Raw genomic sequence first — 3,301 nt, 5'->3', positions numbered from 1 at the left:
GCACTGCGTCGGCGATCGACCGGTCGCGCAGGCCGAGCCGCGCCAGAAGCTCGTCGCGATTGTCCAGCCGGCAGTCGGCGGTGATGGCGAGCTTGCCCCCAGCCATCGTCAGCGGGCCGGGGCCGTCCTCACCGGTCGTGTCGAGCCAGGCGTGGCCGAGCGCCACGCTGCCCTCGGTCCACCACGAGCTGCCGTCGCGGGCGCGGTGGCGCATGCGCGAAAGCATCTCTTGGATATCGCCGGCCCCGGCGGGCCGGCCATTGTCGCCATGCACGAGTCCGGCGACGCCGCTCATCGCTCACGACCCATGGTCGACCAGATGGGCAAATCCCTTGATCGTGCCGCCGAGCACGATGTGGTTGCCACTCATCAGCCAGGCATGCGCCTTGAGCGTGCTGCCGGTCCCTTTCTCGATGCCGATGCTGATCTTCGAGGCGTTGCCTTGGCGGGCGAGCAGATATTGCCCGGCCAGCGCCTGGGTGAGGCAAGTGGCGCCCGGCACGAGCCGCGCCGCGGCCGCAACGCCCCAGGCGACCCGCCGCAGATCGGCGATGCCGGCGTCACGCCTGGCGTCCAGCCGCGTGACCGCGCCGCGGACACGGTTGTAGGAAGACAGCGTCAGCGCAAGCCGCACCGCGCTCACCACCATCAGGCAGCGTGCCAGAAACAGCATCTCCCGGCCGCTCAGCGAGCGGAGCCTAGACCAGTTCCTCACGGTGGAGCCTCGCAAGCCCTGCTTCGCTCAGCCCCTTGAGCAAGCCCTCGACATCGGCCTTGCAGCGCTCGGCATCGACATTGTAGCGCGCGAGCACGGCGCCGCGGATATCGAGGATCGATCGCGGCTCCTGGATCTGCTCCCAGATGAAGGCGCCGACGCCGTTCAGGCTGTAATAGACATTAGATTTGAGGTGGAGCAGCGCCAGTCCGGCGCCGAATTCACATGCGACCGCCTCGCCGGTCGCGACCACGCGGTCATGGTCCGAGGGGTTCCAGTCCATCCTAAAACCTCGTTGCTGGCCACCGCGCCCTTGGGCCTTTCGCCGTGGATCGGTTGCCGGCGATCCTCGGCAGGAAGCCGGGGGACAAAAGCCCCCCGGCTCACCTGTTGGAGAGCATCCGGAGCCCCAACTTAGACATCCGGATGCCTGTAAGCCTTAAGAGAAGGTCAGCTCGCCGACCGGCGTGTGCGCGGGAAAGCTCGCGTCAAGCGCTGTCGTGCCAGCACCGCCCTGCGTGATCGTTTCAATAGAACCGTGAACCGTCAGGCTGGGGGTTTCATACTCATGCTTTTCAACATTCTGTTCCATTTTACTCTCCAATTAAGGACTGGAAGCGGCTGCAGAATGCCGCCAGCATATGGCTATGCTGCAATGCGATTGCTGCACGGCAACATCCATGAGTCAAGCCTGATTTACTAACCGTTAATCAATTCTTGGTTGCGCTCGCCTTCGTTGGTGATCAAGGCGTAAGCACCGCCATCCTAGACCCTGCCCATTCAGAAATTCAACCGCCGGTCTTCGCCGTTTAAATAAGCATTTGATTTATTTATGATAATTTTTGAGGCGAGGAAGGCATCTCGCAAGTGCGAAGAAATCCCTGCAAAAATTCGCCGCATTCCGGCCTGCTGGAACGTCTCCGGAGTTGTCTTCAAAAGTGATTGAGCGCTTGGCGACTTTGAACGCTTGGGTTGCAGTTGTGAGGCGATCCGGCCCAGCTTTGGAACGGTCGCGTCAATTTTTCCGATGCTTTTCTTCGCAGTTGCGGTATAAGCCGCTCGGGCGGCATTTTGCGGAGAATGACATCGGGCATGGCGGTGCAGGATGGCTCCTATGAAAGGCTGCGCGCCGCCGGCTGCGCCGACGAAGTCGCCTATGTGCAGGCCTGCCTGAGGCTGTTTTTCGCGCCAGGAGCCAACATCACCGATGGCCGGGCCGATCTGCCCGCACCGACGGCCTCCCCAATCACGGCGGCTCCAATCTCGCCGGCCCCAATCTCGGCGACCCCAATCTCGGCGACCAATGTCGCCGACATCGCCAGGCTGAACAAGGTCGCCGTGTTCCTGCTCAAGGCGCTCAAGCGTGGGCCCGCAGATGCTGTGCCCGCGGAGTTGGCTGGATGGCTCGATGGCTATCGTCGGCGCACGATGTCGATGAACGCCGCCTGCATCGGCGACTCGATAGCCATCGATCGCGCGCTGCGCGAGAGCCGGGTCGATTTCGTCTTCCTCAAGGGTCCGCTCCAGCAGCATCTGCTCTATGGCGATCATTTCATGAAGCCATCGGGCGATGTCGACATACTGGTTTCGCCGGCGCGCTTTGGGCAGGCCCGCGAGGCGTTGCGGGCGATCGGCTACGAGATTGCCGGCAAATCCCGTTCCGTCTGGTGGGTTCGCTTCCTCGGCGAGCAGCACATGGTTCGCGACGATGGCGCGAGGACCTCGACGGTCGACCTCCATCACCGGCTGCAGCAGCCGGGCTCGCCGAGCCCGCGCGACATCGACGGCTTTCTGCGCCGCAAACGCGAAGTCGAGGTGGCCGGCGTCGTCATGCCGTTGATCTCGGCGGCCGACACGCTGCTATTGTCCTCGATCAGCGTCGCCAAGGCGTTTTTCAACCGCGAACCCTGCGCCGGTTATGTCTGCGACGTCAGGGCCAGCGCCAGCCGGCTGAACGAAGCCGAGCAGCAGAGGGTGCTCGACCACGCCGCCGGACAGGGCCTCGCGGACACGCTGCTCTTGGGATTGCGCGCGGCCGATGTGTTGCTCGGCGGCGACGGCACGCTGCTTTCGGATCGCGCCACCCGCGTTCTGGCCCGCATCGACAACGCCGACCTCTTCCACATGGTCATGGCGCCGTGGCTCGCGTCGCTGCGCTGGCCGCAGCGCCGCCATGTGTTGTGGGAGCTCTGCGGTCGCGAGCCGGTCCGTTACCTTGCGGAAGCCGGCTGGGCGGCCTCCGCCGACCTCAGCCGGCGTATCTTCGAGCGCCCGGCCATGGTCGAGCCGGCGCGGAGCGAAATGATCAAAATCGTTGGCGGGGCGGCCAATCATGCAAGCGAAAGGTGAGCCGATGCCCGTGACGACGCCTGTGACGACCCCCGTGGCGACCTTGGGGGTCTGCGTCATCATCGCCGCGCGCAATGCGGCGCGAACGATTCCCGCCGCCATTGCTTCGGCGCTGCGCGAGCCGGAAGTCGCCGAAGTCATCGTGGTCGACGACGCCTCCACCGACGACACAAGGGATGTGGCTTTGGCCGCCGACGACGGCAGCGGCCGGCTTGCCGTCATCCGCTTCGACGTCAA

At 64.5% G+C, this 3,301-nt stretch carries 5 protein-coding genes and 1 pseudogene; 2 read left to right on the top strand and 4 right to left on the bottom strand.

Going from position 1 to position 3,301, the window contains the following annotated elements:
- From EOD07_RS27945 to EOD07_RS27930, 4 genes and pseudogenes are all read right to left on the bottom strand, one after another.
- Window positions 1-226, bottom strand: a pseudogene (locus EOD07_RS27945) (asparagine synthetase B); the annotation flags it as partial.
- A gap of 72 nt (window positions 227-298) precedes the next feature.
- Entirely contained in the window at window positions 299-673 is a 375-nt protein-coding gene (locus tag EOD07_RS27940) for a lasso peptide biosynthesis B2 protein (RefSeq protein WP_082037341.1), read from the bottom strand.
- Between the two features lie 25 nt (window positions 674-698).
- Window positions 699-998 carry a PqqD family protein gene (locus EOD07_RS27935; RefSeq protein ID WP_040988730.1) on the bottom strand — a complete coding sequence of 100 codons (300 nt, stop codon included), beginning with the start codon at window positions 996-998 and terminating at the stop codon, window positions 699-701.
- A 156-nt stretch (window positions 999-1,154) separates the two neighbouring features.
- On the bottom strand, window positions 1,155-1,307 hold the full coding sequence (locus EOD07_RS27930; protein ID WP_095769314.1) for a lasso RiPP family leader peptide-containing protein: 153 nt from the start codon (window positions 1,305-1,307) through the stop codon (window positions 1,155-1,157).
- A gap of 500 nt (window positions 1,308-1,807) precedes the next feature.
- Here EOD07_RS27930 and EOD07_RS27925 point away from each other — a divergent pair, with 500 nt between their 5' ends.
- Window positions 1,808-3,064 carry a nucleotidyltransferase family protein gene (locus EOD07_RS27925; RefSeq protein WP_127237684.1) on the top strand — a complete coding sequence of 419 codons (1,257 nt, stop codon included), beginning with the start codon at window positions 1,808-1,810 and terminating at the stop codon, window positions 3,062-3,064.
- A gap of 4 nt (window positions 3,065-3,068) precedes the next feature.
- A partial coding sequence (locus tag EOD07_RS27920; RefSeq protein WP_127237685.1) for a glycosyltransferase occupies window positions 3,069-3,301 on the top strand: 233 nt, incomplete at its 3' end.

This window comes from Mesorhizobium sp. M2C.T.Ca.TU.002.02.1.1 (genome assembly GCF_003997225.1).
The sequence above is the reverse complement of the archived record's forward strand: the minus strand, read 5'-3'. Positions and strand labels throughout refer to the sequence as shown.